Origin of the sequence: Tardiphaga sp. 709, from assembly GCF_032401055.1 — a bacterium.
Classification (GTDB): domain Bacteria; phylum Pseudomonadota; class Alphaproteobacteria; order Rhizobiales; family Xanthobacteraceae; genus Tardiphaga.
Genome location: NZ_CP135529.1, coordinates 5479395 through 5505247 on the forward strand (window position 1 = coordinate 5479395; position 25853 = coordinate 5505247).

25 protein-coding genes and 1 pseudogene are annotated in these 25853 nt (G+C 60.5%); 12 read left to right on the top strand and 14 right to left on the bottom strand.

Going from position 1 to position 25853, the window contains the following annotated elements; all coding sequences use genetic code 11:
- Positions 1-4 precede the first annotated feature (4 nt).
- Together RSO67_RS26430 and RSO67_RS26435 are read left to right on the top strand one after the other, a co-directional pair.
- Positions 5-1183, top strand: coding sequence for an MFS transporter (locus RSO67_RS26430; RefSeq protein ID WP_315841258.1), 1179 nt, complete (start codon positions 5-7; stop codon positions 1181-1183).
- A gap of 239 nt (positions 1184-1422) precedes the next feature.
- Positions 1423-2520 carry a helix-turn-helix transcriptional regulator gene (locus RSO67_RS26435; RefSeq protein WP_315841259.1) on the top strand — a complete coding sequence of 366 codons (1098 nt, stop codon included), beginning with the start codon at positions 1423-1425 and terminating at the stop codon, positions 2518-2520.
- Positions 2521-2748: 228 nt separating this feature from the next.
- On the opposite strand, the gene RSO67_RS26440 is transcribed toward RSO67_RS26435, so the two are convergent.
- A complete protein-coding gene (locus RSO67_RS26440) occupies positions 2749-3972 on the bottom strand; it encodes a polyhydroxyalkanoate depolymerase (RefSeq protein ID WP_315841260.1) in 1224 nt (407 codons plus the stop codon).
- A gap of 179 nt (positions 3973-4151) precedes the next feature.
- On the opposite strand from RSO67_RS26440, the gene RSO67_RS26445 reads away from it, so the two are divergent.
- Together RSO67_RS26445 and RSO67_RS26450 are read left to right on the top strand one after the other, a co-directional pair.
- Positions 4152-4805, top strand: coding sequence for a glutathione S-transferase family protein (locus RSO67_RS26445; protein WP_315841261.1), 654 nt, complete (start codon positions 4152-4154; stop codon positions 4803-4805).
- A 276-nt stretch (positions 4806-5081) separates the two neighbouring features.
- Entirely contained in the window at positions 5082-6221 is a 1140-nt protein-coding gene (locus RSO67_RS26450) for a hypothetical protein (protein ID WP_315844369.1), read from the top strand.
- A gap of 50 nt (positions 6222-6271) precedes the next feature.
- Here the strand turns inward: RSO67_RS26450 and RSO67_RS26455 are convergent, their stop codons facing one another.
- Positions 6272-6481 carry a hypothetical protein gene (locus RSO67_RS26455; protein ID WP_315841262.1) on the bottom strand — a complete coding sequence of 70 codons (210 nt, stop codon included), beginning with the start codon at positions 6479-6481 and terminating at the stop codon, positions 6272-6274.
- Between the two features lie 118 nt (positions 6482-6599).
- Here RSO67_RS26455 and RSO67_RS26460 point away from each other — a divergent pair, with 118 nt between their 5' ends.
- A complete protein-coding gene (locus tag RSO67_RS26460; RefSeq protein WP_315841263.1) occupies positions 6600-6986 on the top strand; it encodes a hypothetical protein in 387 nt (128 codons plus the stop codon).
- 10 nt (positions 6987-6996) lie between these two features.
- Here RSO67_RS26460 and RSO67_RS26465 read toward each other — a convergent pair whose 3' ends face one another.
- The 4 genes from RSO67_RS26465 to RSO67_RS26480 all read right to left on the bottom strand — a co-directional run bounded on the left by RSO67_RS26465 (position 6997) and on the right by RSO67_RS26480 (position 10694).
- On the bottom strand, positions 6997-8190 hold the full coding sequence (locus RSO67_RS26465) for an ABC transporter substrate-binding protein (protein WP_315841264.1): 1194 nt from the start codon (positions 8188-8190) through the stop codon (positions 6997-6999).
- Positions 8191-8385: 195 nt separating this feature from the next.
- A complete protein-coding gene (locus RSO67_RS26470; RefSeq protein ID WP_315844370.1) occupies positions 8386-9612 on the bottom strand; it encodes an ABC transporter substrate-binding protein in 1227 nt (408 codons plus the stop codon).
- 159 nt (positions 9613-9771) lie between these two features.
- Positions 9772-10479 (bottom strand): enoyl-CoA hydratase/isomerase family protein, encoded by a 708-nt coding sequence (locus tag RSO67_RS26475; protein WP_315841265.1) that lies wholly within the window; start codon positions 10477-10479, stop codon positions 9772-9774.
- Positions 10480-10496: 17 nt separating this feature from the next.
- Complete coding sequence (locus RSO67_RS26480) at positions 10497-10694, bottom strand: hypothetical protein (protein WP_315841266.1); 198 nt, start codon at positions 10692-10694, stop codon at positions 10497-10499.
- A gap of 56 nt (positions 10695-10750) precedes the next feature.
- Here RSO67_RS26480 and RSO67_RS26485 point away from each other — a divergent pair, with 56 nt between their 5' ends.
- Both RSO67_RS26485 and RSO67_RS26490 read left to right on the top strand, forming a co-directional pair.
- Complete coding sequence (locus RSO67_RS26485) at positions 10751-11686, top strand: SMP-30/gluconolactonase/LRE family protein (RefSeq protein WP_315841267.1); 936 nt, start codon at positions 10751-10753, stop codon at positions 11684-11686.
- A gap of 70 nt (positions 11687-11756) precedes the next feature.
- Positions 11757-12350, top strand: coding sequence for a GNAT family protein (locus RSO67_RS26490; protein ID WP_315841268.1), 594 nt, complete (start codon positions 11757-11759; stop codon positions 12348-12350).
- 3 nt (positions 12351-12353) lie between these two features.
- On the opposite strand, the gene RSO67_RS26495 is transcribed toward RSO67_RS26490, so the two are convergent.
- Positions 12354-12932 (bottom strand): TetR/AcrR family transcriptional regulator, encoded by a 579-nt coding sequence (locus tag RSO67_RS26495; RefSeq protein WP_315841269.1) that lies wholly within the window; start codon positions 12930-12932, stop codon positions 12354-12356.
- A gap of 203 nt (positions 12933-13135) precedes the next feature.
- Between RSO67_RS26495 and RSO67_RS26500 the strand changes: the two genes are divergently transcribed.
- Positions 13136-14275 carry an MFS transporter gene (locus RSO67_RS26500; protein ID WP_315841270.1) on the top strand — a complete coding sequence of 380 codons (1140 nt, stop codon included), beginning with the start codon at positions 13136-13138 and terminating at the stop codon, positions 14273-14275.
- A gap of 3 nt (positions 14276-14278) precedes the next feature.
- Here RSO67_RS26500 and RSO67_RS26505 read toward each other — a convergent pair whose 3' ends face one another.
- From RSO67_RS26505 to RSO67_RS26530, 6 genes are all read right to left on the bottom strand, one after another.
- The gene (locus RSO67_RS26505; RefSeq protein WP_315841271.1) at positions 14279-15256 is read right to left on the bottom strand and encodes a PDR/VanB family oxidoreductase; all 978 of its coding nucleotides are present in this window, start codon (positions 15254-15256) and stop codon (positions 14279-14281) included.
- A 12-nt stretch (positions 15257-15268) separates the two neighbouring features.
- Positions 15269-16024 (bottom strand): GntR family transcriptional regulator, encoded by a 756-nt coding sequence (locus tag RSO67_RS26510; RefSeq protein WP_315841272.1) that lies wholly within the window; start codon positions 16022-16024, stop codon positions 15269-15271.
- A 4-nt stretch (positions 16025-16028) separates the two neighbouring features.
- On the bottom strand, positions 16029-17078 hold the full coding sequence (locus tag RSO67_RS26515; RefSeq protein WP_315841273.1) for an aromatic ring-hydroxylating dioxygenase subunit alpha: 1050 nt from the start codon (positions 17076-17078) through the stop codon (positions 16029-16031).
- 191 nt (positions 17079-17269) lie between these two features.
- Complete coding sequence (locus RSO67_RS26520; protein ID WP_068732213.1) at positions 17270-18112, bottom strand: AAA family ATPase; 843 nt, start codon at positions 18110-18112, stop codon at positions 17270-17272.
- 93 nt (positions 18113-18205) lie between these two features.
- Positions 18206-18448 carry a GlsB/YeaQ/YmgE family stress response membrane protein gene (locus tag RSO67_RS26525; RefSeq protein ID WP_068732215.1) on the bottom strand — a complete coding sequence of 81 codons (243 nt, stop codon included), beginning with the start codon at positions 18446-18448 and terminating at the stop codon, positions 18206-18208.
- A 218-nt stretch (positions 18449-18666) separates the two neighbouring features.
- Positions 18667-20583, bottom strand: a complete 1917-nt coding sequence (locus RSO67_RS26530; protein WP_315841274.1) for a diguanylate cyclase — start codon at positions 20581-20583, stop codon at positions 18667-18669.
- Positions 20584-20887: 304 nt separating this feature from the next.
- On the opposite strand from RSO67_RS26530, the pseudogene RSO67_RS26535 reads away from it, so the two are divergent.
- The 3 genes and pseudogenes from RSO67_RS26535 to sseA all read left to right on the top strand — a co-directional run bounded on the left by RSO67_RS26535 (position 20888) and on the right by sseA (position 23458).
- Positions 20888-22070 (top strand): annotated as a pseudogene (locus RSO67_RS26535) (vWA domain-containing protein).
- On the top strand, positions 22067-22486 hold the full coding sequence (locus RSO67_RS26540; protein ID WP_315841275.1) for a rhodanese-like domain-containing protein: 420 nt from the start codon (positions 22067-22069) through the stop codon (positions 22484-22486). The pseudogene RSO67_RS26535 and the gene RSO67_RS26540 overlap by 4 nt, the downstream one beginning before the upstream one ends.
- 117 nt (positions 22487-22603) lie before the next feature.
- A complete protein-coding gene (gene sseA / locus RSO67_RS26545; RefSeq protein ID WP_315841276.1) occupies positions 22604-23458 on the top strand; it encodes a 3-mercaptopyruvate sulfurtransferase in 855 nt (284 codons plus the stop codon).
- Between the two features lie 12 nt (positions 23459-23470).
- On the opposite strand, the gene RSO67_RS26550 is transcribed toward sseA, so the two are convergent.
- Positions 23471-24274, bottom strand: coding sequence for a hypothetical protein (locus tag RSO67_RS26550; RefSeq protein ID WP_315841277.1), 804 nt, complete (start codon positions 24272-24274; stop codon positions 23471-23473).
- A 358-nt stretch (positions 24275-24632) separates the two neighbouring features.
- On the opposite strand from RSO67_RS26550, the gene RSO67_RS26555 reads away from it, so the two are divergent.
- Positions 24633-25811, top strand: a complete 1179-nt coding sequence (locus tag RSO67_RS26555; protein WP_093760602.1) for a L,D-transpeptidase — start codon at positions 24633-24635, stop codon at positions 25809-25811.
- The last annotated feature ends 42 nt before the right edge of the window (positions 25812-25853 follow it).

Here is a 25853-nt window from a genome sequence, read left to right on the forward strand (position 1 = left end):
ATTCATGAACGTCCCCAGCCGGGTCATCACCCTCGTTAATGTCGCCCACTTCATCGATCACTACGCAATGCTGATCTTTGCGGCAGCGGTGCTCGTGATGGGTCCGGCCATGAATATGACCTATACCGAGCTGCTGCCTTATGCGACGCCGGGCTTCATGGCGTTTGGGGCCGGCTCGTTGGTGACCGGTTGGCTCGGGGACCGCTGGAGCCGTCGCCACATGATGGTGATCTTCTTCTATGGCATCGGTCTGTCGATGATGGCTGTCGGCCTGGTGCAGGCGCCTTTGCAGCTTGGTGCGGCGCTGTTCTCGGTTGGCCTATTCGCGTCGATCTATCATCCGGTCGGCACGGCGATGATCGTCTCCTATGCCGACAAGCTCGGCAGCGCGATGGGCATTAACGGCGTGTTCGGTAATTTCGGCGTGGCATCTTCCGCACTGATCACCGGCGTACTCGGTCAGTTCCTCGGCTGGCGCTGGGCCTTCATCATTCCCGGCCTCCTCACTGTTGCAGCTGGTGTTGTCTTCATGCGCGAGGTCGCACATGAAGATCGCTCGGGATTCAAACAGGCCGCGGCGCAAGCGCGCGTCGCGAAGTCCGACATGTGGCGTGTGATCCTTGCACTGTTGGTCACGGTGGTCGCGATTTCCACCGTCTTCAACGCCATCACCGTCGCGCTGCCAAAACTGTTTGCCGAGCGTCTGTCCGACATGACGGACAGCCCGGCATTGCTCGGCATCATTGCCGCCTGCGTTTACGTCTTCGGCGCGGCCACCCAGTACAACATCGGCAAGCTGATCGATAAGCACTCGCTGAGGGCGGTGAGCGTTCCGTTATCGCTGGTGCTCGCGCCGTTCCTGTATTTCGCAGCGTCGCAGTCGAACATCTCGCTGATTGTCGTCGCGATCGGAATCATCATTGGTCTTTTCGGGCAGATCACCGTCAACGAGGCGATTGTCGGCAAGTATACAAGCGAGGAGTGGCGCTCGCGCGCTTATGCCGTGCGCTATTTCGTTGGCTTTACCGCAGCGGGAGCCTCGGTCGGGCTTGTCGCATGGTTGTACGAGCAGGGTGGCTTCATCATGATGTTGCACGCCTTTGCCGCCTTGTCGGCACTGGTGATCGTGGCCGCATTGATTTTGCCGCGGGAGTTGCCACCAGCAAAAGCGCCTGTGGCGTAAAACTTCTCGCTTTACACTGGCGAGCAGCGCGAGACCGGTCTATTTAGGCGGTGAATACCATTCGCCTCCTGAACGGCGGCTGGCGAAAGTGGCATTTCGCGCACATCAGCATAGCGATCGCAGATTTCCGAATGGTCTCGAGAATTGTCTGGTGTCTGCGGTGTTGCATGATGGGTGCTGCTTTCTGACCGTGATGACCGAGACGCGAGCCGCCGGGAATCGTTTTGCTGGATACATCCGTGAATTTTGAAACGCTCGTTGACGAGATTTATGAAGCGGGAGTTTTGCCGGAGCGTTGGCCGCAGGTGTTTGATCGCTTGGCGGAGTTGGCAGATGCCGAAGGCGCCATGATTTTCGCGTCCGCGCCGGGTGTTCCGCGGTGGACGTCATCTGAGAAGATTCGCGAGCGGATCGATCGTTGGACCAAGAGTCCGTACGCGACCAAGAATCCACGAAGCGCCAGACTAATCGCAGAAAACGAGCCGTGGTTTCTGACGGACCTGGACCGGTTCACAATGGAAGAACTCGACAATGAGAGCTTCTATCGGGACATTCTCCGGCCGGCGGGCCTCGGCTGGTGTGCCGGTACCTCGGTACGGTCTCCCTCCGGTGATACGCTCGTGATTTCGGTGGAGAAGGCTTACCCCAAAGGGCCGATTGAACGCGCGGTAGCGGATCAACTGGATGGCCTCCGGCCCCATCTGGCCCGTGCAGCGGTGCTGTCCGGTCGGCTGGGCTTCGAGCGCGCCCGCACGGCGGTTGCGACACTTCAGATGATCGGTCTTCCTGCCGCTGCGGTCAGTCAGGAGGGGCGCGTTATCGCGGCCAATCCTGGGTTCAGTTCCAGCACGACGATTGTCGGCACTGGCGCGCAGGATCAGGTGCAGTTCGTCTCGCAGGTCGCTCAGGCCATGTTTATCGAGGCGCTGGCCAAGCCCTTGTCTCTGTCGAAGACGGGCCGTTCAATTCCAATTTCTGGGACTGAGCACAGCTCACCCTTGATCGCACATGTGTTGCCGCTCCGTCTGGCTGGCCTGGATGTTTTTGCGGGCGCTGTGTCTATCCTGCTCCTGACGCCGATCACCCAGCAGCGCAGCCCGGGTCCGGAGCTTCTGCAGGCTTTGTTCGATTTGACGCCGGCCGAAGCGCGGATCACCAGCCTTTTGATCGATGGCAACTCAGTCACCGCCATCTCGAAAATGCAGAGCGTCAGCCTGAACACCGTGCGGACCCAGCTGAAATCCGTCTTCTTGAAAACCGGTGTCGAGCGGCAGGTGGACCTGGTTCGGCTTCTGGGTCAGCCGCGAGTTCAATTGATCCCGGACCGGGACGCCTGAAAAATCCACGAAAAAGGCCGGCACGATGGCCGGCCTTGATGCGTAAGTATGTCCGGTGAAAATCGTGCAGTCGTCAATACACGGTCCGCCGAAGCGGTAATAGGAAACCGCTGTCATGTTACTGACGCGGCCGCTAAACGATTCCCGGTATCGACGTAGGTTATTCCTGCGACATCCGCGTCACCAATTTGGGTGAAGCGCCCGACTATTTGTATACAACGCAGGGTTTCAGGAATTCACGTGAACAAAATCCCGCAGCAGCGGGTAGATCTCGTTGTTCCAGCGGCGTCCACTGAATACACCGTAATGACCAACACCGGCCTGCATGTGATGGACTTTGCGATAGGCTCGCACGCCGGTGCAGAGATCCTGGGCTGCTAGAGTCTGGCCGATCGAGCAGATATCATCCTTCTCGCCCTCGACCGTCATCAGCCCCATGCGCTTGATCGAGGCGCAGTTCACGGTCCGGCCCTTGTAGGTCAGCCTGCCCTGCGGCAACAAATGCTCCTGGAACACGTCGCGTATGGTGTCGATATAGAACTCTCCTGGCAGATCCATCACGGCGAAATATTCATCGTAGAACGTTTTGATGACTTCCGCCTTCTCGATCTCGCCCTTGGCCAGATGATCGGCGAGATCGACATGTGACTTGATGTGCCGCTCGAGATTCATCGAGACGAATGCCGTCAACTGAATGAAGCCGGGATAGACTTGCCGGAACGCGCCTTTGCACTGGAATGGCACGTAATTGATCATGTTGTCTTCGAACCACTTCAACGATTTGCTCTTGGCGAACTCGTTGACCTTGGTCGGCTGAATGCGCGTATCGATCGGGCCCGCCATCAGCGTCAGGCTTGCCGGGCGCGCAGGGTGATTGTCCTCCGACATGATCGCTGCTGCAGCCAGCGCCGACACGGATGGTTGGCAAATCGCGACCATGTGCGAACGCGGGCCGAGCTCATTCATGAATGTGATCAGGTGCTCGGTGTATTCGTCGAGGCCAAACTTGCCCTGATTGAGCGGTATGTCGCGCGGATTGTGCCAGTCTGTAATGTAGACGTCATGATCCTGCAGCAGGGTCTTCACGGTGCCGCGCAGCAGCGTCGCGAAGTGGCCGGACATCGGCGCCACCAGCAGCATGCGCGGCTGCTCCGGTGCATTCTCTTTCTTGAAGTGTAGCAGCGATCCGAATGGCGTCTTGAAGGTGACTTCTTCCGTCACCTCATGCTCGTCATTGCCGACCATTACCTTGCCGATGTCGAATTCGGGCCGATGATAGGTGAGGGCGGAGCGTGAGATCAGCTCAAGTGCTGCCGCGAGGCGGCCGAACAGCTTCTCGGACGTGCCGGCCGGGACGAGATTGAGGTACTTCAATGCGGCAGCCGCACCGGTACGCCAAGGTGCTGTCAGATCCATGTGATTCTGGTAGGCCTGATACATCATTGACATCATCCGGAGCTATCCCTGCTTCGTTGCTATGCAATATTGAAGCCAGAGAAGAGTCAATTCGTCTGGAAAACTGGCACGTGGTTTGCTGAACAAAATTAAAGCAGCACAAGCAAAGGGCAGCGGGGCACCGGTTACCCGAGGGCTGACGGGCTGTCTGGGTTCGGGCGTAAGGGGATTAAGTCATGGCCAACGCGACACTCACCATCAGCAGCAAGAATTACTCGTCGTGGTCATTGCGAGGGTGGCTGCTGACAAAATTCTCAGGCCTTGAGTTCGACGAGGTCGTTACGGCGCCGGACGATGCCTCCGCCAGGGCCGAGATTCTGTTGCTGTCCTCATCGATCCTGGTGCCCTGCCTGCGCCATGAAGGGGCGGTGGTCTGGGATACGCTGGCAATCGCCGAATATCTCAACGAGATCATGCCGGAAGCAATGCTATTGCCGGCGGACCGCATCCTGCGGGCGCATTGCCGTTCGATTTCGGGCGAAATCCATTCCGGCTTCACGACATTGCGGGCGTCGCTGCCGGTCAACATCAAGGGGCATTTTCCGAACTTCAAGGTCTGGTCGCGCGCGCAAGCCGATATCGATCGGATCTGCACGATCTGGCGCGAGTGTCTGTCGAAGTCCGACGGGCCGTTTCTGTTCGGCACCCGCAGCATGGCGGACGCCATGTATGCGCCGGTGGTGACGCGCTTCGCGACCTATGACGTCAAGCTCGATCCGCAGCTATCAGCCTATGCCAGCATGGTGATGAACCTGCCCGAAATGCAGGAATGGATTGCCGCGGCCAGGCAGGAGCCTACCGATATCGAAGAGCTCGAAGTTGAGTACTGATTGATAGTTCGGCAACGCCATGCCGGCTTACGGATCGGGCAGGGCGTGCTCAACTTGTATCCAGAATTTGTAGCGCTCGCCTGGGGATTTGCGCGGTTTGGCCGCCAGATCACCTGCTAAACGAGCGCGATTGGTATCAAAACGCCTTTGACGCCAGCTGGCGCGATTTTCGCATAGCAACAATTTCTCGCGAGCCGCATTGCGTTGGCTGCCGATCGATTGGACGCCAATCACAGTTCGGTCCCCGGGTGTTTTTTAGACACATGGAGGATCTTCATGAATGTACATGCCGCGATCGACCTCAAATGGCCTGGGCTTAAGCACCCGAACGGCGATCCTCTGCGCCTGAATCCTGGGGATTTCGTAGCGATCGATCGGCACAAAGACACGACATACGAGGCGACTTATCGCCCGCAGGCACTCTATAGCCGCGCGAATGAAGGCTTTCACGCCAACAACGAAACCTTCCTCCTTCATGAGGTCGCGACCAATCTGCCGATCTATCGCGAAGACACCGGCCCTACCGACTTCCATCTTCACCTGCCACCAGGCGGCTTCCAGCTCGTGTTGGTCACGTCGGGCATGTTCACCTTCGACTACGACGGCCGCTACTACAATGTAGGCCCCGGGGCGGTGATGCTGCAAAGCGCGATAGTGCATCGCCAGCTGTTTTACACCTGGTCGGGTTTGTCCACCGAGGAGAACCTGAAGACGCCGCAGACGGTGGTGCCCGATCCTCTCTCCATGGGCTATTCCGGCAAGTTTCTCGAAGCCTTCGTAACCGATCCGACGACCTTCCCGAACCCGACAATCGTGGGTCCGGATCAGATCAACGAAGCCGAGACGCCACGTATGGCCTGGACCCATGCGCTGCATGATCGCCCGGACGATGCAGGCTTCTGGCTTCAGGATCCGCTGGCACTGGACGCGCTCTTCAAGCTGCTGGCTGATGACACCATCAAGTCGGCGGCGTCCGTCTATGTGCGCGATATTGGCATCGAGGCTCCGAGCGGTCATCTTGTCACCGGTCATATCATCGCAACCGATCCGCATGGCAAGTCCCTCTTGCCTAAGAGCTCCTCGGCGGCCGTGGATGCCGCGTCTTTCACGAAAGGTGAGGTTGTCATCTATCGCGTCATTCGCGGCACGGCCGAATTCGTGGATAGTGCTGGGAAGACGTTCGAACTTGCGGCCGGTGATGTTGTGACGGCGGGCAAGAATTCGACCAGTCTCATCGGGATGGGCGAAAATACGCAAGTCCTTCGGCTCGGCCTTCTGAAGGGCATGGAGCAGCTTCGAAGCTGGACGCCGACCCAGCGCGATGAAATCGACGGCCTAGCGGCCAAGATCATTACACAGAAGGACATCCGTCCCCTGCGGACCGAGGGCAAGCCTGTCGGCTATCTGTACGCGTAAGCGCCGCTCGGCGCAGTGCACCCCCGTCTCCTAAAACAGGCACGCGGCCATCACGCTGTACGTGGTAGCCGCCATCCGACCACGCGTGCCTCGACCATGCTGCCCGTCTCGGCATTGCGCCATTCGCCATCGACGAACTGGCAAGGAAAGGGCAGCTGATAGGTGCCGCTGTGGTCCTCGCACAACACTTGCACCACCTGATCAGGCTCAGGATCACCCTGGCCATCGAATTCGGCCAGCCGTCGTTCACGCGTCGCCATGAGGTGCTCCGGTCCAAGGAACGGGCGGACATCTTCTTCGTTCCCATCACACCTGGTTGACAGCCGGGCGCCAACACCGCTTGGTCTTGGCGGCATGACGGACATGATGGGGAAAACGATGCGCGGCCGAACAGTCCTTGCGACGACATTGCTGACCATTTTGGGCGCCGCCAAGGCGCAGGCGCAGGATGTGCCGGGAATCGAGATCTGCACGGTCGAAAAGACCATGGAGCGCCGCACCAGCTGCCTGCAAAGCAACGTCAATTTCCTGCAGCAGACGCTGGGAAAGCTGCGGCTTGATCAGCAACAACGGTTGGATGCGGCCAATCGGCAGGTCGAGGCGCTAAAGGCTACCGTCGTTGCCCTGCAGAAAACGGTGGAGGAGCTGCAGGCGGCGCAGAAGAAGCCGGCGCCAGCTGCGAAGGAAGCTCCAGCTCCAGCTGCCGCGAAAGACGCGCCGGCGGCCAAGGATGCGCCAGCGCCTGCCAAGGATGCGGCGAAGTAGGGCGCTCGTCCTACTCGCTGCTCAGCACGGGTCCAAACAGTTCCCAGCGTTCGCCCTTGAAACGCATCATCTGCAACTGCTGCAGTGGGCTGTAGTCGGTTGGGCTGGTCTTGACGCGGGTGCCGGGCAGGAAGATGCCGACCTCGTAATCGAGGCTGGTGGCCTGCTTCATCACATTCTCCCGGGTGAGCGTGTCGCCGCATCGCTCCAAGATATGCGCCAGCGTGCGCGCAATGCCGAAGCCGTACAGCGTGTAGATGTCGTTCTTGTCGCCGTCGGGATAATACTTGTCCATGAAGGCAAGCCATTCCTTGATGGTCGGATCGTCCTTCCACTGCGGATCGGTGGGATCCTTCATATAGGCCGCGCTGATCACGCCCTGCGCATTGTCGAAGCCTGCGGGCTTGATCACCGAGCCGACCGATTGCGATACGTTGACCAGCATCTGCACCGGCTTCCAGTTCAGCTCGGCCACCTTCTTGATCGCCTGCGCGGCAAACTTGGGCGAGGCGATGTTCAGGAACACGTCGGGGTTGGCGGTCCTGATCTGGACGATCTGCGAATCCACTGTCGGTGAGCTGGTCTCGAAGCTCGCCTGCACCGTGATCATCTTGTCCGCCTTGTCGCCGAGCCCTTCGCGCACGCCGCTGAAATAGTCCTTCCCCATGTCGTCGTTCTGGAACAGCACGCCGATCCTCGCATCGGGATGGTTCTTCAGGATCCATGCAGCCCAGATGCGCCCCTCATTGTGGTAGCTGGGCGACCAGCCCATGGTCCACGGAAAGTGCTTTGGATCGGCCCATTTCGAGGCGCCGGACGATACGAAGAGATGCGGCACTTTCTTGAGATTCATGTATTTCTGGATCGCGGAATTGGTCGCCGTGCCCAGCGGATTGAACAACAGCAACACTTCGTCGCTCTCGACCAGCTTGCGCGCCTGCTCGACGGTCTTCGGCGGCGAGTAGGCATCGTCATAGCTGATGAAATTGATCTTGCGGCCGTTGATACCGCCCTGATCGTTCAGCATCCTGAAATACGCCGCCTCGGATTTTCCGATCGAGGCATAGGATGACGCCGGCCCGCTATAGGGCATGATATTGCCGACCTTGATCTCGGTATCGCTGGCGCCGGGATCGTATTTCTTCTGCGCGTGAGATGGCGTGGCCAGCGCGCCGAACATGAGCGCGGAAAGTGCGAGAGACATCCCGCGAGCCAGTGTCCTGTGCATCGTTTCCTCTGACGTTCTGTATTTCCGCGATGCGGTCCATCTGAATGGACCGTCGATCGCCGCGGCTTGCGTCGAGTATGCACGATTGAGGAGAGGGGGCCAGCAACGAGAGCGCGTGGCTCAGCACGCGTGCGTCCCCTCCGGCTCAGGGGGGACGCCGGCGCGTATCGCTTACGAGTTCTTCTCACCGGACATCAGCGGTCCGAACAGCTCCCAGCTTTCGCCCTTGAACCGCTGCATCTGAAGCTGCTCCAGCGGGCTGAAGTCGGTCGGGCTGGTCTTGATCTTGGTACCCGGCAGATAGATGCCGATCTCCATGTTCAGGCTCGCCGCCTGCTTCATGATGTTTTCGCGGGTGAGGTCATCGCCGCATTGCTTGAGCACCTGGACGATGCCCTGCGACACGCCGTAGCCAAACACGGTGGCGCCGTCTTCCTTGTCGCCTTCGGGATAGTACTTGTCCATAAAGGCCGACCATTCCAGCATGCCGGGATCGTTCTTCCATGTCGGATCCTTGGGATCCTTCATATAGGCCGCGCTAAGCACGTCCTGCGAGTTGGCATAGCCCGCGGGCTTCATCACGCTGCCCACCGATGCCGAGACGTTGGTGACGATATGGACCGGCTTCCAGCCCATTTCGCCGACCTTCTTGATCGCCTGCGCAGCGAATTTCGGCGTGGCGATGTTGATGAAGACGTCGGGATTTGCTGCCTTGATCTGCACGATCTGTGAATCCACCGTCGGTGACGCCGTCTCGTAGGGCACCTCAGAGACGATGTAGTCCTTGGCCTTGTCGCCGAAGCCCTCACGCAGTCCGATGATGTAATCCTTGCCGAAGTCGTCATTGGCATAGAGCACGCCGACTTTCTTGCCGGGATGATTCGTCATGACGTATTGCGCGTAGATCCGTGCCTCGGCCTGGTAGCTCGGCTGCCAGCCCATGGTCCATGGGAAGTTCTTCGGATCGGCCCATTTAGCGGCGCCCGTCGAGACGAACAGCTGCGGCACCTTCTTGGTGTTCATGTATTTCTGGATCGCCGTGTTTCCCGGCGTTCCCAGAGGGTTCATGATGAACAGCACTTCGTCATTCTCGACCAGCTTGCGTGCTTGCTCCACCGTCTTCGGTGGGCTGTAACCGTCGTCATAGCTGATGAAGGCGATCTTGCGGCCATTGATGCCGCCCTTCTCGTTGATCATCTTGAAATAGGCGGCCTCAGTCTTGCCGATCGTCGCGTAGGAGGAAGCCGGGCCGCTATACGGCATGATGTTGCCGATCTTGATCTCGGTATCGGTGGCGCCAGTATCGTATTTCTTCTGCGCGTGGCTTGCGGTGGACGTAAGCGCTACGACAACGCCGGCGAGCAAAGTCACTCGCAGAACTTTCCAGTCATGCTGCATGGTCAAGTGTCCTCCCTGTGGTTCGATCAACCGCATCGACCCGTCTACGCAGGTTTTTGTGATGCGGCTCGAATGCGGGAGTATGCACCAAGCCTTGAAGTTGGAAAGCTGACTTAATCAGTAAAGCGTGACGCGGCGCACAACACCGCGTCGATATGTTCAGTTGCCGGTGAATTTGGCCGGGCGCTTCTCGAGAAACGACGCCATGCCTTCGCGGAAATCCGCTGTGCGAAACAGTGGCAGCAATTGCAGAAAGACGTGATGGACGTGGTCGCCAAAACTCTCCGACAGACCTGAACGCATCATGCGCTTGGCAGCCTGCACTGCGAGCGGCGCATTGGCGGCGATCTCGGCAGCCACGGCATTGGCGCGCGTCATCAACTCGGCATCATCAACCACTTCGTTGGTAAGGCCCATCGCGAGACTCTCGCGCGCTGACAAAGTGCGGCCGGTGAAGATCAGCTCGGCGGCCTTGGCCCAGCCGATCATGCGCGGCAGAAACCACGTTCCACCGGATTCAGGCACCACGCCGCGTTTGACGAAGGCCGCGGCGAATTTGGCACTCTCCGCCATGATGCGCATGTCGCAGCCCAGCGCCACGTCCATGCCATAGCCGGCAGCGGCGCCATTCATGGCGCAGATTGTCGGGTTCTCCATGTTGAACATGACGATCGGAGGCGCAGTCTTGAGATCGAGCGTGGTGCGGCTGTTGTTGGCGTCATTGGCGGAGCCGATGCCGGTGCTCTTGGTGGCGCTGGCCATGTCCAGCCCGGCACAGAAGGCGCGGCCGGTGGCCGTCAGGATGATTACGCGCACGTCGGGATCGGCATCGGCTCTCAGAAACAGGTTGCTGAGCTGCGACAGCATCTCACGTGAGATCGTGTTCAACCGTTGGGGACGATGACGGAGTAGAGCACTTCGTCATCGGTTTCAGGCGCAACTGTTGTGTCGGTCAGCATCGGGCTTCCCTGGGCTTTTGATTTTTCGTTGGTCGCAGCTAAAGCCGAATGGAAATTCCACGCAAGTGGCCATGCATTTGCGCGGCTTGGCAGCGCCGGACATGTTTGCTCTACTTCGGTCACGTTGCGTCACCCGCCAAAGGCGCCATAACAAACCAAGAAAATGTCAGGGAGTTTCCATGTCCAGCCCCAACATCCGCGTCCTCGCCACCGATCTCGCATTCCCCGAAGGCCCGGTGGTGATGCCAGACGGCTCTGTCGTCCTGGTCGAGATCCGTGCGCAGCAGCTGACGCGGGTCTGGCCCGATGGCCGCAAGGAAGTGGTCGCGAAAATTCCCGGCGGCCCGAATGGCGCTGCGCTTGGCCCCGACGGCAAAATGTATCTCTGCAACAATGGAGGTTTCAGCTGGGCGGCATCGCGCGGCGCCATCATGCCCGGTGCGCCGGAGCCGCATGAGTATATCGGTGGCTCGATCCAGCGCGTCGATCTCGCCACCGGAAAGGTCGAAACCCTGTTCGACAAATGCGGCGCGCATCCGCTGAAGGGGCCGAACGATCTGGTGTTCGACAAGCAGGGCGGGCTCTGGTTCACCGATCTCGGCAAGCGTCGCCATCGCGACATGGATGTCGGCGCGTTCTATTACATGAAGCCGGGTGCCACCGAGGTCGTCGAAGGTCATTTCGGCATGTTGCCCGCGAATGGCATCGGCCTGTCGCCCGATGAGAAGACCGTTTATGTGGCCGAGACGCCGACGGCGCGGCTGTGGGCCTTTGACGTCGGTGCACCCGGTGAGGTGAAGCCGGCTGATGTGATCTATCGCGGCGAGCGCGGGCGTCCCATCGCGGGCCTTGGCGGCTACCAGATGTTCGACTCTCTCGCGGTCGAAGTCTCCGGCAATGTCTGTGTCGCAACGCTGGTCAGCGGCTGCATCTCGGTGATTGCGCCGGATGGAAAATTGGTGGAACAAGTCCCCACTGGCGACCGCGTCACCACGAATATCGCATTCGGCGGCCCCGAGCTGAAGACGGCTTATATCACGCTGTCAGGCAAGGGCGAGCTGATTGCGATGGATTGGCCGCGCGGTGGCTTACCGCTCAACTTCTTGAACAAGTAGCCTGAGCGCGATCAGCAAAAGCGGAAGCCGGTTTTGCGCGTGATCGCGCGCCTAAACGAAGGAATGATCGATGCCGTGGCTTGAACCTGTAACGCTCTCTGGCCCTCACGCGCGGCTCGAACCTCTCGCCAAGGAACACTGCGACGGTCTGATCGAGGCCGCCAAGTCAGGCGACCTCTCGAAGATCTGGTACACCGCGATCCCGACGCCCGAAAAGATGAGCGCCGAGATCGAGCGTCGGCTTTCATTGCAGGCATCGGGCGCAATGCTGCCATTCACGGTGAAGGACGCCGACGGCAAGATCGCCGGCATGACCACCTATATGAATGTCGATGCCGCCAACCGCCGGGTCGAGATCGGCTCGACGTGGTACGGAAAATGGGTTCAGCGCACCGCGCTCAATACGCAGTGCAAGCTCCTGCTGTTGCAGCATGCTTTCGAACAGCTGGATTGCATCGCAGTGGAATTCCGCACGCATTTCTTCAACCATCAGTCCCGTCGTGCCATCGAGCGACTCGGCGCCAAGCAGGACGGCATCCTGCGCAATCACCAGATCGCGCCGAATGGCACGCTGCGCGACACGGTTGTCTATAGTATCTTGCCCGGCGAATGGCCGACGGTGAAGGCGCATCTGACCTATCAGCTGGACGAGAAGCCGCACTGACGATCAACTGGCGGTGCGTCGCTTGCGGGCAGGCGGATAAATCCGGTCAATCAGGCGATTGCAATAATCGGATGTCGGTATTTGTTCGCTGAACAGCGCGCGATAGATGATCGGCGCCACCACATGGTCGATCACCTCGTCGATATCGAACGGCGTCTCGCCGCGCGCTTTGGCGCGTGCATTAAGGGTGGTGAGGTGATCGCAGGTGAAGCCTGCGCAGGCGCTGGGCAGTCCTTCCTTGAGGGCCGACAGCACGTCCCGCATCAGCGCCTGGCCGACCGGAGATGACATTTCTTCGGCATATTGCTCGATGAAGGCGCGCAAATCGGTTTCGACCGCACCGGTGTCGTCGGGATCCGCGATCGGCCGCAGCCGCGCCACGGCGACGTCGGCAAGCAGCGCGGAGAGGTCGCCCCAGCGTCGATAGATGGTTGACGGCGTCACGCCAGCCTCGGCAGCGATCTGGGGCACGGTGATCTGGTTTCGGGTGGAAAGAGCCCCCAATTTGCGGACAGCATCATGCACGGCGTTCTGAATACGCGCGCTGCGTCCACCGATCCGGACCCGTTCTTTCACCGTCACTTCGTTCTCCGGCAGCGTTGCCATGTGCAAAAAATGAGATTCTTAACGCAAAATATTTGCATTAAGGTCTCGGGCGACCTAGATGCCTAATGCAACTATTTAGCTTTTAGGAATGAGCTATGCAAGGCAGCGCCGAAAAGACGTGTGTTTCCAATGCTCAAGCATCACCCGCCAGAGCCGGTTGGGTGTTCAAGCCGTCGGCCATGACGGCATTCAGTTTCGCCGGGGCCGCACTGGTCGCGGCCAGCAGTAGCGCGGTGACGCCGCTGTACCGGCTCTACCAACAGTCGATGCACCTCTCGCCGCTGATGATCACGCTGGTGTTCGCGGTCTATGCGATCAGCCTGCTGGCGGCGTTGCTGACCGTCGGCGGCCTGTCCGATTATGTCGGACGCCGTCCGGTCATTCTCGGCGGTCTGCTGCTCAATGCCATCGCGATGGTGCTGTTCTCTTATGCCAGTGACGTCGGGCAATTGATCCTCGCGCGTGCCGTACAGGGCCTGTGCGTTGGCACGGCGACAACGGCATTGGGCGCTGCGATCCTCGATACCGACCGCAAGCGCGGACCGCTCCTCAACAGCGTTACCGCCTTTCTTGGCCTGATGGTCGGCGCGCTCGGCGCGGCGGCGCTCGTCACCTTCGCGCCCGATCCGCTGCATCTGGTCTATGAGGTTCTATTCGCGTTGACGGCCGTGATGATTGCGCTGCTGTTCGTGATGCCCGAGACCGTGTCGCGCAAATCCGGCGCGCTGGCCTCGCTGCGGCCGCATGTGCGCGTGCCCAGCCAGTCGCGCGCCGCGCTGCTGCGCGTTGCACCGGCCACCGTCGCCACATGGGCGTTGGGCGGCTTCAGTCTGTCCTTGATGCCCACGGTGGTCGCGACAACGATGGGCGTCTCCGCGCCTTGGCTCGGCGGCGTCGTGGTCGCGACCCTGATGCTCGCCGCAGCACTGACCGTGGCCGCCCTTCGGCAGCTTCCGGCGCAGCGGTTGCTGGTGATTGGCACGGCCGCACTGTCGCTGGGCGTCCTCGTCTCGCTGCTCGGCATCTGGCAGCACAGCGTTGCGATGCTGTTTGCTGGTTCGGTGATAGCAGGTTTCGGCTTCGGCGCGTCATTCGCCGGCTCGCTGAGCACGCTGCTGCCGACCGCCGAGGCGCATCAGCGCGCCGGTTTGCTGGCGGCGTTCTATGTGTTGTCCTATCTGGCCTTCAGCCTGCCGGCACTCGCTGCAGGCGTGGCTGTGCCATATGCCGGACTGGCCGTCGTGGCCTATGTCTATGGCGCCGTGGTCATCCTGCTCGCGATCATGTCGATGATTGCGTCGCTGCGCGGTGAACGTTGACGGTCAGACAGCGTCCGGCTGATACAATGTATCCACCGTCACCGTGCCGACGACGCGCGAGACGCAGGGACAGATCTTCGTGTTGCCGCTCTTCTGGTGATCGCTGAAGAAGACATCGCGATGATCGATCTCGCCGTCGACAGCGAGCACGTCGATGGCGCAGACGCCGCATTCGCCGCGCTCGCAGTCCGACATCACCTCGAAGCCGGCGTCGTTGAGCGCTGCCAGCATCGAGCGACCCTGCGGAACAACGATCTCCGCGCTGCTGCCCTTCAGCCGAACGCGGAATTCCGTGGTTGGCAGGAGACCGCTGGAGCCGAAGGTTTCATAGCGCAGATCGGCGGGGGCGCGCCCGGCGGCGTTCCATGCGCGCCGGGCCGCTTCCAGCATCCGCATCGGGCCACAGAGGATGACGATGGCATCGGGAGGCAAGGCGGCAAAGGTCGCGTCGAAATCCAGTCGAGCACCTTCAAGGCTGGCGTGCACCGTCAGGCGGTCGCCGAGCAGCGTCGATAGTTCATCGAGATAGGCGGCTTCGTTGCGAGCCTTCACCGCATAATGCAGCTGCAGATCGATGGCTTTGCTGTGGAGCGCTGCGGCAATGCCGGTGATCGGCGTGATGCCGATGCCGCCAGCGATCAGGCAGTATGTCCCGCGATTCCAGTCGATGTCGTAGAGCGATGACGGGCTGGAGATCTCCAGCCGCGCGCCGGCCTGCAATGCCCACATGGCTTTGGAGCCGCCACGGCTATCCGGTGCCAGCCGCACAGCGATCCGCAGCAACTCGTTGCTGCGTTCTCCCACCAGCGAATAGGATCGCGTCTGTGGCTGGCCGTCGATCAGGAGGCTGACATTGATGTGGCTGCCGAGAGGGTAGGACGGCAGCGGTGTATCCGGCTTCAGCGTGATCTCGCGAATGTTCGGCGCCACATTACGCGTGGCCTCGACGCGGCATCCCATCCAGTGTTCTGCAAAACGCATGAAAGGTCTCCGTCAATCCGCCGGTGTCGAGGTCAGCAATGCCAGTGCAGGCAGCAGATCGAGATGATTGCGATTGCGCAGTGCCAGCCGCAGATTGCGCACGGCGAGCCGCGCGTGTTCGCGCATGATCGCCTCAGCGCGTGCCCCTTCGCGATTTTCGATGGCATCCACGACGATGCGGTGATGTTCTTGGCCGATCAGCAGGATGTTGTGCGCTTCCGGCAGCGCCGACTGCGCCATCACGAAGGCACTGGGCGAGGCAAAGGGCATCGCCGACACACGATCTATCTGCCGGATCACCGGCGCGCTGCCGGAGAGATCGGTCAGCAGCGCATGGAAGCGGGCGTTCATGGTGACATAGGCTGAAAAGGCCTCGACCGAGATCGGATCCTGCCGCACCAACTGATCCAGATCGGACAGGCATTCCTTCAGTGGTTCGAGATTGCGCGCGCTGGCGCCGCGCTCCGCAGCGAAGCGGGCGGCGAGGCCTTCCAGCGTGCCGCGCAGCTCAATCGAGTCGAGAATGTCGCGCTCGGAAAACGCCTTCACCATGAAGCCGCCGGACGGGATCGCCTGCAGCAGGCCTTCATCCTCCAGCCGCACCAGCGCGAGCCGCACCGGCGTGCGCGACACGCCGGTGATATCCACAGCCTGCAATTCGCTGATGCGCTCGCCCGGGCGCAGCGTACCGGACAGGATCATGTCGCGCAGTGCGAGCTGCGCGCGGACGGTCTGCGAGACGGAGCGTTCGGTATCGCGTTCGCTCATGATTTTACTCTGCCGCCTGGAGTTTGGGTGGCGTGCTTTCCTTCGCCACCATGCGGTCGATCACCCGTCGGCACCACATCGCGCCGGCATCGATGTTGAGATTGTAGAAGACGCGGTCGGGATTCTCGTTCATCGCCTTCTGCTGCGCTTCGAGAATGATCTCGTCCTCGCGGAAGATTGCAGAGACGCCTTCGCGGATTTCCGTGGTGATCTTCTGCTCGGTGATGCGGTGGTTGCGCACAAAGGCCCAGAAATAGTGGCAGGTGGTCTCGGTTTCCGGCGTCATGGTGTTGAGCACGAAGCCATTGACGCCCTGCGAGCGATCGCCTTCCGGCGCGCCGGTTCCCGCCGGTGCGACGCCGACGTCGATATTCACCGTGCTCGGCGCCTGGAAGTGGATGATCTGCCAGCGATCGACGGGGCCAGGCTTGCGCAGCTGCGCGGCCCAGAATGGCGGCGCTTCGATGCCCTTCATCCAGCGCGTCACGGTGACGGTCTTGTCGCCATGGGTGACATCGAAAGGAGATTCAGCGACGTCGTCCTGACCGATGCTGGAGCCGTGCACGAAGGTCTCGTGGGTGAGATCCATCAGATTGTCGACCACGAGGCGGTAGTCGCACTTCGCGTGAATCGTCTTGCCGTCGCCGGCCCATTCCGGATCGTCATTCCAGTGCATGTCCGGCACGAGTGCCGGATCCGCCAGCGCCGGGTCGCCCATCCACAGCCAGATGAAGCGATGCCGCTCGACCACGGGATAGGAGCGCACGCAAGCGGAGGGATTGATGGTCTCCTGCGAGGGCATGAAGGTGCAGCGGCCTTGCGCGTTGTATTTCAGGCCGTGATAGCCGCAGACCACCGTGTCGCCCTCGAGACGTCCCTTGGAGAGCGGCACCAATCGGTGCCAGCAGGCATCCTCCAGCGCGCTGACGCCGCCATCGGAGCGTCGGTAGATCACCACATGCTTGCCGCAGATCGTGCGCGGGAAAAGCTGGTGCTTGATGTCGGCATCCCAGGCGGCGGCGTACCAGGCGTTCAGCGGGAATGAAGCGGGCATCGTGTTCCTCCATGGTGCAATTCTTGAGTCCTGTCTGTATACAAGAGCGGCATTTGAAGGGACGATACTCCAATAAAATAAGGATGAGAACCAATTTATGTATACTGAAATTGGCTAATACCTGCGAATAGGTATTAAAAAACCGCCGGTAAGGGCGGTTTTCCGTGAAGGCTGTATACCTCGATGGTGGATCAGACTTCCCGTCTGTTCAAAAACGCCAGCCGCTCGAACAGGTGCACGTCCTGCTCGTTCTTCAACAGCGCACCATGCAGCGGCGGGATCAGCTTGCGCGGGTCGCGCTCCCGCAGCATTTCCGGTGACATGTCCTCATTGACCAGCAGCTTCAGCCAATCGAGTAGTTCCGACGTCGATGGCTTCTTCTTGAGGCCGGGCACGTCGCGCACCTCGAAGAAAATACGCATCGCTTCGGCGACGAGGCGATGCTTGATGCCGGGGAAGTGGACCTCGACTATCTGGTTCATGGTGTCGATGTCGGGGAACTTGATGTAGTGGAAGAAGCAACGGCGCAGAAACGCGTCGGGCAATTCCTTCTCGTTGTTCGATGTGATCATCACGATCGGGCGCTTTGCCGCCTTGATGGTCTCGCCGGTCTCGTAAACATGGAATTCCATGCGGTCGAGTTCGAGCAGAAGGTCGTTCGGGAATTCGATGTCGGCCTTGTCGATTTCGTCGATCAGCAGCACCGGTCGCTCTGCGTGGGTGAAAGCTTCCCACAGCTTGCCGCGCTTGATGTAGTTGCCGATATCCGAGACGCGGGGATCGCCGAGCTGGCTGTCGCGCAGGCGCGAGACGGCATCGTATTCGTAGAGGCCCTGCTGCGCCTTTGTGGTCGACTTGATGTGCCAGGTCAGCAGCGGTGCGCCCAGCGCCTTGGCGACTTCCTCGGCCAGTACGGTCTTGCCGGTGCCCGGCTCGCCCTTCACCAACAGCGGGCGTTCGAGCACGATGGCGGCATTGACCGCGACCTTGAGATCATCGGTCGCGACGTAGTTTTCGGTGCCGGTAAATTTCATGGAGACTTTGCCTTGTTCTTCTTGTCGCGCGGACGCGCGCCGCCGAAATGATAGGAATCGCGGTAGGCGATCGCAGAGTGAGGGGATGCGACGTTAGCGCCGGATCAGCGACAGGATGACGAGCACGATCACCGCGCCGATGGTGGCGTTGATGATGTCGCGGATCGCCCCGACGCCAAGGCTCACACCCAGGCGCGGCAGCAGCCAGCCAGCGACCAGTGCGCCGATGATGCCGATCACGATATTGCCGAGCAGGCCGAAGCCGGCGCCACGAACGATCAACCCGGCCAACCAGCCGGCAATGGCACCGATCAGCAATGCTGCGAGAATTCCCATGGATCAATCCTTCGCGGGCGACATCAAGTGACGCGCCATTCCTGTTGTGATCATCAGCCGTCCGGCCAATTTGGCCAGCCGGCACGTTTCCGGGCGAAGTTTAATTGAATTATTGGTCAGGTCCAGCCACCATTCCGGGCACTTCGCGGGACCTTTTGCGATGACGAAGAACATATCATGGCGGGGAAAAGCCGGGCGGTCTGGCGGCAATGGGCGGATCAGCCGTTGTGCGAAAAGCCCGCGCTGAAATATTCGCGTTGCAGCGCCGAATTGGCGACAACGCAATCTCGACCACGTCGTTTGGCCTCGTAAAGCGCCAGATCGGCCTCGCCGACCAGGACGGCTTCGTTCGATGTTAGGCTGTTCCGGCTGGCGACGCCGACGCTGATCGACAGGTGGCCACGGGTTGATGCCATATTTGGAATCTCCAATGCCCTGACCCGAAGGCGCAGGGCTTCCGCGATAGTGATCGCATCGGCCTCGGATACGTCCGGCAAAATGATGGCGAACTCCTCGCCACCATAGCGTGCGGACAATGCCGGCGTATTGATCGTGGCGTCGGCGATGACGGATGCGACGCGTTTCAGGCATTCGTCGCCGGCCTGATGGCCGTTGCTGTCATTATAGCCCTTGAAGTTGTCGACATCGATCAGCAGCACCGACAGCTGCTCATGCTGCTCATAAACGCGGCGCATAAAGCCGTCGAGCGTGCGCCGGTTTGCCAGTCCCGTCAGCCCGTCGGTGGTCGCGAGTTCGGCGAGTTTGGAATTCAGCGCGGTCAACTCGTCCTGCATCCTCTTGCGCAAGGTGACGTCGCGCAGCACGCCGACAATCTCGACCTTTTCGTGATCCGTCGCGCGCATGGCCAGCTTGAAGTTTACTTCTACCCACGCCAGTGACTTGTCGTGGCGATAGGTCCTGAAGATCACTGTGCGGTTTGCGGTGAGATCTGTAAGCTGCGCGCTGGCAGCCTTCACGGTTTCGACATCGTCTGGATGCACCAGTTCAAAGCAGGACCGCCCGAGCAGCTCGTTCGGACTGTGTCCCAGGACGAGTTCGACCGAGTGCGAGACGAAGACGATGTTCCCGAAGCGATCGAGCAGAATGATGACATCAGCGATGTTGTCGGCAAGCAGGCGATAGTGGGACTCGCGCTCGCGGAGCGCGTGTTCCATGTTGAGCCGGAAGCGAAACTGGGTCGATAGCAGGGCGGCGAGCAGGATCACGGTGCAGAGCAGGACTGAAGCAACGATAACGTCGGAGAGCAGATTGCTCTTCCATATCGCCAGCACCTGATCTTCCGGAATCGCGACCGTGACGATCAGCGGATACTGCGTAGTTTGCTCGTAGCTGAAATATTTGGCGATGCCGTCAAATGGCGAATCGATCTTGTAGAAGCCTGCCAGACTGTGTTTCAGACGAGTCTGAATGAGCTGAGTTCCGGAGAGATCCTTCCCAACCTCCATCGATGGCCAGTGAATCAGCAGTATGCCGTCGCTTCGGATCAGGCTGATGCCGCCGCTCTCGCCGATCTGGAATGTCTTGTAGAAATCGCTGAAGTACTGGTTGTCGATTGCGCCCGTCAGCACACCTTTGAAGGTGCCGTCGGGCCCGTCGATCCGCTTCGACAGGATGATTGACGTGCGGCCGGTTAGTCGCGACGTGATGGGAGCGTTGATCCTGATATTGGAGTCGGTGTGATCGCGATGATAGGTGAAATAGTTGCGGTCGGAATTATTGTGCGTTGGCGTTTCCGGCAACGAGGAATAACGCCAGTTCCCCAGCGTATCGAATACACCGATTTCGCGGAGCTGTGGCAGTGCATTCGCCGTATTGGCCAGAAACGTGTTGAAGCGATCCGGCTGCGGGTTTTGGTACTTCAGCAGATCTGCCATCCCGCTCACGGCGATATCGATGGCCTGTATCGAGCGCGAAGCATGTTCGACCAGCGAATGTGCGAGGTTTCGACTGTCGGTCTCGCTTTGCGCCAGCACGGCTTGGCGGGCATCGAGCGCCTTCCAGACGACAAGCCCGAGCACGCACGCACTCATCGCCAGCACGAACAGCGTGACGATCACACTTGGCGCGGAGAGTCGGCTCGGCGAACTGCTGGTCAGTGTCGTGGGTACGGTCATTCGGTTCTATGTTGACTGCAAAACAGGCCATCACCATGGCCGTCGTTGCTTTCACGATAGCTAAGAATGCCCGCCGATGGCGGGACACCGCGTTGCGTGGTTACTGACGCGGGAATTGTTGAAACAAATACCTGCAATCTGAAAAGTGATTGCTTCACCATGCCGCGGAGCGGAATTCGCCCCGGTTTGACTGACAAATCTCGCTTATTTCGGATGTGCGCCGCGATGGCGAGCCACGGAGCTGTGTAGGCTTCTACCACATCCGGCCCTTGACGGACGCGGGTGGTCGGGCAATCTGTCAATCATGTTCTTGCAATTCTTTACATCGCTGCGCGATGCACAGGTCCCGGTGACCCTGCGCGAATATCTCACGCTGATGGAGGCGCTCGACGCCGACCTCGCAGATCAGTCGGTAGAGAATTTCTATTATTTGTCCCGCGCAGCGCTGGTGAAGGACGAGCGCAATCTCGACAAGTTCGATCGGGTGTTCGGCACGGTCTTCAAGGGGCTGGAAAGCCTGCTCGATGCCATGGAGAAGGCGGAGATTCCGGCCGAGTGGCTGAAGAAGCTCGCCGAGAAATATCTCACCGAGGAAGAGAAGAAGCAGATCGAGGCCATGGGCTGGGACAAGCTCATGGAAACCCTGCGGAAGCGCCTTGAAGAGCAGAAGGAACGTCATCAAGGCGGCAACAAATGGATCGGCACGGCCGGGACCTCACCGTTTGGCGCTGAGGGCTACAATCCCGAAGGCATCCGTATCGGCCAGGAAAAGAGCCGCCACCGGCGCGCGGTGAAGGTCTGGGACAAGCGCGAGTTCAAGGATCTCGATGGCAACGTCGAGCTTGGCATCCGCAACATCAAGGTGGCGCTGCGCCGTCTGCGCAAGTTTGCCCGCACCGGCGCGCCCGATGAGCTCGATCTCGACACCACGATCTCGGGAGACCGCCAATCACGGTTATCTCGACGTCCATATGCGGCCGGAACGGCGCAACGCGGTCAAGGTGCTGGTGTTCTTCGACATCGGCGGATCCATGGATTCGCATATCGAGCAAGTCGAGGAACTGTTTTCGGCGGCGAAGAGCGAATTCAAGCACATGGAGTATTTCTACTTCCACAACTGCCTCTATGAAGGCGTGTGGAAGCAGAACAAACGTCGCTTCACGGACCGCACGCCGACTTGGGACGTGCTGCACAAATATGCCCATGACTACAAGATCGTGTTCGTCGGCGATGCCTCGATGTCGCCTTACGAGATCATGGTGCCCGGCGGTTCGGTCGAGCATGTGAACGAAGAGTCAGGCTCGGTCTGGCTGGAGCGCATCACGCAGACCTATCCGAATGCGGTGTGGCTCAATCCTGTCGCCAAGCGGCACTGGGACTACTCGGAGTCCACGACCATCATTCGGCGGCTGTTCTCGGAACGGATGTATCCGCTGACGATTGAAGGTCTCGAAGGCGCAATGAAGGAACTGGTGCGGAAAGCATGACGCAGACGATTACCCGCGGCTACAAGGCGCTGCTCGACGAAGCCAACGCGCAGATCGAGACCATGAGCGTCGAGGATGTAATGAAAGCGGTGGAAAGCCCGGATGTCGTTATCGTCGATATCCGCGATCCCCGGGAGATCGAACGTGAAGGCAAGATTCCCGGCTCGTTCTCCTGCACCCGCGGCATGCTGGAATTCTGGATCGATCCGGAAAGCCCCTATGGCAAGCCGATCTTTCAGGAAGACAAGAAGTTCATCTTCCATTGCGCCAGTGGCTGGCGCTCGGCGCTGGCGGCCAAAACCGCGGCCGATATGGGCCTGAAGCCGGTGGCGCATCTGGGCGGTGGCTTCACCGCTTGGCGCAATGCCGGCGGTGCGGTCGAGAAGGTCGAGCCGAAGGCGTCGAAGAACTCGTAACTCTCGGCCGTCATGCCCGGCGAATGCCGGGTATCCACGTCTTGCCGCGAGTGAAGACGTGGATGGCCGGGACAAGCCCGGCCATGACGGTGTTTCAAAATAAAAGGGCACTTGTGCATGACATCCACAGATCCTCTCGTCTCGACCGAATGGCTCGCCGCGCATCTCGGCGATCCCAAAGTCAAGGTTGTCGACGCGTCGTTCAAGATGCCCGGCGTGTTGCCGCTGCCGGTCGATGACTATCTCGCCGCGCATATTCCGGGCGCGGTGTTCTTCGACGTCGATGCGATCTCCGATCACTCCGTGCCGTTGCCGCATATGTATCCGGATGCTGACCAGTTCGCGCGCGACATCGCCGCGCTCGGCATTTCCTCTGATGATACGGTCGTCACTTATGATGCGGGTGGCTGGGTCGCGGCGCCGCGGGCGTGGTGGATGTTCCTCTCTTACGGCCACGCCAATGTGAAGGTGCTCGATGGCGGATTGAAGAAATGGAAGGCCGAAGGGCGTGCGATAGAAACCGGAAAGTCGTCACCGAAGCTTGGCACTTTCAGCGCCGCGCTCGACAAGTCGTACATCCGCAGCAAGGCGCAGGTCGTTGCCAATCTGGATTCGCGCAAAGAGCAATTGATCGACGCGCGTGCCGCTAATCGCTTCGAGGGAAGTGTCCCTGAACCGCGCGCGGGCATTCGCTCCGGTCACATCCCCGCCAGCCGTAACCTGCCTTACAATCTGCTGTTCGATGCTGCGACCGGCACGATGAAGCCGCTCGAAGAATTGCGCGCAGCCTTCACCGGCACGGGGCTCGATCTCGACAAGCCCATCGTCACCACATGTGGTTCGGGCGTATCTGCGGCGGTGTTGACGCTGGCGCTTTATCGTCTCGGCGTGCGCGGTTCAGCGCTCTATGACGGCTCGTGGTCGGAATGGGGGCAGCCCGACGGTCCGCCCGTCGCGACCGGACCGGCGTAACCGGGGTCGAGGTCAGCGCGCAACCGGCAATCCGAACGGGTCGGTTGGCTGTGGTGCAGCAGCCGCCATAGGCCGGGCGGCCACACGCCGCTTTTTGACGACGATGTGCTTCTTCACGATCTTCTTGGCGGGCTCTGCAGCAGGCTTCGCTTTCGGCAGTGGAACCGACTCGGTATCGACGGGCGGTCCGCCCAGCATCGCAATTTTCGTCGAAGACAATCTTGCGTCGTCATCGGTCAGCGTGGCTGTTGGCTGTGGCCCCGCTGGCGTTGCTACAACCTCTGCTGCGGCGGCTGGTGCTGGAATGGTGGCAGGCTCGGGGGGAGGGGCAGCAACTGGTTCGACGGAGGTCGCTGGTGCGACGGCAACCGTCGTTAGAGGTTCCCGCTCTTCGATCTTCGTTGCTTCCGACTTCGTTGCAACTTCAGGCTTCGGCGTCGCCGCCGCCGGGGCAGTAATCTCGACAACCGGTGCGGCCAGCGTCGACAAGGGCGCGGCGGTCTCGGGCAAGGCGATCTTTTCCGGCTCCGCGGGAGCCGCGATGGGGGGCCCTTGTTCTGCCGCGGATGTCACGGAGACCGCTGGTGGCGCGACAGTCTCAGGGGTGGGGGCTGCTGCCTCGACGCGCAGCATGGCCAATGTCGGCGGAGCTTCGACGGGCGGCTGCGCAAAGACGGTCGGCGCCGCGCGCCTGGTCGGAATGGTCGCGAATTCCTGATGGGCAGAGCGCAGCAGGGCTGCGGCACCAAGGCCGAAGACCACCAACGAGACTGTGAGCAGGACGGCTGCGAACAGAAATCGGAAACCCGGAAGCATGAATGGCAGTTCCGCCTTCGGACAGACCGTGGAAGGCTTTCGAACGACGGGGACGCGGTGACAACACTGGAAGCGGCCCGTTCCGCAGAATCGGCTGCCGCCAAAGCGTCGCGAATCAGGACCATTTGAGGATAACGCACGGCCTCAGGAACCGTTTGTTAAAAAGTGAGATGCACAACAGAGGACGCATTCCTGAGCAGTGATTTCAGCGGGGGTGAGGCAAGATAGCCACGCCGGCGTGTGATCTCGCGAATATGACCGAAATGGGAAGCTTTTTTCCGGAATTGTCTTGAATGCGCCGCTATCCTGCGCGATCTCACAGCATGTTCCGGTTTTTGCTTGAGCTTATACAAGGGCAATGATGATCAAGCGTGTTTTGACGACATTGGCGACCGTGGCTCTCGGTAGCGTCGCGGGTCATTCGCTTGCGGTGGCGCAGGGCTATCCTGTGGGCACGCCAAGCGGCTATTCGATCCCGGCCGACCCCAACTACCCCCCGGGGGGCTATCCGGCCAATTCGCGCGCCGATCGCGCGCTGGACGCCATGCCGGACTTTGACGCACTCGACGAAGATGACGCGCCGCCCTCTCGCGGTGGTCGGCCGATGACGGGGCTGTCCGCGCCCGGAATTGCGCCCCAGAGCCCAGTGATGTCTCCGGATGATCCGCGCTACGGTCGCCCTGCTGGTGCTGCCCCGGTTTATTCCGATCGCGCCATGCCGCAGGGCCCGGTGATGTCGCCCGACGACCCGCGTTACGGTCGCCCGATGGCGCCGCCGGCGGTGGTCTATTCGAACCGTGGCAACGGTGATGGCGCAGTGCGTCCGCCTGAAGGCATGGGCGGGCAGGGTGCCCCTGTGACCGGCTCCGTTCAGGGGCAGGGTCTGGGCGCCAATGGCAGCTCCGTGATGGTGGCTTCACTGCCTCCGGAAGATCAGCCAGAAACCGGTCCGGCGCAGTTGCCGCCGCAGTTCCGCCGGCAGGAAGTCAATTTCGTCACGAAGGAGCCCGCAGGCACCATCGTCGTCGATACGCCGAACTTCTATTTGTACTATGTGCTCGGTAACAACCGCGCGATGCGCTATGGCGTCCGGGTCGGCCGTGACGGCTTCACCTGGAATGGTGTGCAGAAGATCACTCGCAAGGCTGAGTGGCCGGATTGGCATCCGCCGACCGAGATGATCGAGCGTCAGCCCTATCTGCCGCGCTTTATGGCCGGCGGCGAAGGCAATCCGCTCGGTGCCCGCGCGATGTATCTCGGCTCCACCGTGTATCGTATCCACGGCACCAACCAGCCGTCGACTATCGGCAAGTCGGTGTCGTCGGGCTGCTTCGGCATGCTCAACGACGACGTCTCGGATCTGTTCGAGCGCGTTAAGGTCGGTACCCGCGTGGTGGTAATGCCGGGCAAGGCTCCGGCAACGACCGCTTCCGCGCAGCCGGTGCCCGGTCCGAGCGCCAGCGCTGCTCCAGCGCCGCTGCCCGGTACCCAGCCGACATCCGTTCAGCCGCTACCGGCTCCGGTCAGCATTCGCTGATTTCTTTCAGCTGATTTCGAGAAAACGGGCGCCGTGTGATCA